This window comes from Candidatus Bathyarchaeia archaeon (assembly GCA_035935655.1).
Lineage (GTDB): Archaea > Thermoproteota > Bathyarchaeia > 40CM-2-53-6 > 40CM-2-53-6 > 40CM-2-53-6.
This window is the reverse complement of record DASYWW010000050.1, coordinates 1-1878: the sequence shown is the minus strand read 5'-3', so window position 1 is coordinate 1878 and position 1878 is coordinate 1. Positions and strand designations below refer to the sequence as shown.

Below are 1878 nucleotides of genomic sequence, written 5' to 3'. Positions count from 1 at the left end.
CCACCGACGAGCAGTATCATGGAAAGAAACCATTCTTCCTTGACCCTCAAAGCTGGGTATGACGCAACAAGTCCCATTATCCCTCCAGCCAACATGGCAAAGCCGAGAGCAATCACCCAGACTGAAACACTGATTGCCGGGTTGGCGAGAGCTATGCTCTCCCGGGAGAGCAGGGATGAGATATCACAGATGTTACCGACTGCCGCTCCCGAAAGAAATGGAAGAAGGTCGGCTGCTACGGTCGCCCCGACGACTCCGCCCAGACCGAAGAAGAGGACCTGCCCGAAGTTCGGTTGACCCCCGAAGCCGTACTCGAGATTCAGACTGATTCCGAGTATCGCGTAGATGCCGTAGAACGAAGCGAACGAAATTGCGAAACCGATGAAGTCGAAGTGCCTTCCAGGGGTAGACGCAAGCTCTCCGAAGGCCGAGATTGCGACCACGCCCAGGACCAAGATTGCAAGAATAACTCCCCGTTTCATTCTCGGTCACTCCTTTGTGGACCCACCCCAGGACTAACAGAATTCCTCCTGACGAGCTTTCTGATGGTCGACAGTCCCGTCGAGCTCGGAGCCAGCCCAGTCGGCTTCAAGAGGAGGATGACGATTATCAGTGCAAACGGGAGTAAAGGCTGGTACCCGAAAGAGATGCCGAAGTAGTAATGCAGGAAATCCATGAGGGTGGCTTGGGAAAAACCCACGATGTAGCCACCAATTATCGTCCCAGTGAAGCTGGTCAGGCCGGCAATGATCACTACCGCGAAGATGTCTAGTAATGTGTTGAAACCCAGGGCGGGAGTTACCGTGGTGTATATCCCGAACACCATCCCTCCGATACCTCCGAGGCCCGCGGCGATAATCCACATGACGTCTACTACTCGTTGGACGTTAATCCCGGACACCCTCGCCAGGTCAAAGTTGCTCGCAATCGCCCGCATCGACTTTCCCATCCTTGTTTTCTTCAGGAAGAGTTCGAGAAGAACTGACATTACGATGGCAAGCACAATCGCGAGGGCGTAGACGTTGGTTAGCTCCGTGTCGTAAATTGTCACGATATTGTAGACCTTGATACTCTGGGTCGCATCCAGTAATCCAACGACCGAAGCCCACGAAAAAACACTGTACCTGATGAACTGGGCCACCGCGAAGGAAGCAAGAACAAGAATGTAGATCGAGACCTTCCTGTCCATCAGCGGTTTGAACGCTATGTGATGGATCGCGAGACCGAGGGCTGCGCAGACTAGAAACGCAGCTGCTCCGATAACAAGGAGATTATCGGGATACACTGCGGAGACAACGACACCCACATAGGCACCAATGGTCAGGAATTCGGCGTGGGCAAAGTTAGGCAGCTTCACTACGGCGAGCGTCAGCGTGAGGCCCAGCGAAACGACGACGTAGATACTTCCTTGGAAGAGAGAGAGCAGGATAGAACCGGGTAACCACTCAAGCAATTGTGGGCTGCAACCGGGACAAACGGTTCGAGCCTATTCAAGGTTTAAAAGTCGATTCCAAGGTCGAATCGCCCGATGAATATTTCTCAGAATCACAAAGCCATTTCTTCAGCAATTGCAACTGTATTGCTCATAGTCGGCCTGGCGGTGGGAGCTGGCGCAGGATACTTCTACGTGTCGTCGACTGCTTCGGGCACAACAAAGACTATCACAGTGGGAGGCACAACAGTCACGAGCTCCGTGACAGGTGCGCCGGGACCAGTGACTTACACGATAGGCACAGTTCTCCCCACGACCCAAACCTATGGGTCCTACGGCGTGTCATTCCAGAATTCTGTCAATTTGGCGGTGAAACAGATGAACGCAAACCTTACCGCCGTCGGAAGCAACATTCAGTTCAAGGTGGTTTCTGCAGACGACGCTGG

At 53.4% G+C, this 1878-nt stretch carries 3 protein-coding genes; 1 reads left to right on the top strand and 2 read right to left on the bottom strand.

The genetic code is table 11. From position 1 onward, the window contains the following. Together VGS11_10245 and VGS11_10240 are read right to left on the bottom strand one after the other, a co-directional pair. On the bottom strand, positions 1–482 hold a 482-nt coding region (locus VGS11_10245), incomplete at its 3' end, for a hypothetical protein (GenBank protein HEV2120465.1). Continuing rightward, entirely contained in the window at positions 479–1453 is a 975-nt protein-coding gene (locus VGS11_10240; protein HEV2120464.1) for a branched-chain amino acid ABC transporter permease, read from the bottom strand. The genes VGS11_10240 and VGS11_10245, both read right to left, overlap by 4 nt. 75 nt (positions 1454–1528) lie before the next feature. Between VGS11_10240 and VGS11_10235 the strand changes: the two genes are divergently transcribed. After that, positions 1529–1878, top strand: a 350-nt coding sequence (locus VGS11_10235) for a hypothetical protein (protein HEV2120463.1), incomplete at its 3' end; no start/stop codon positions are given.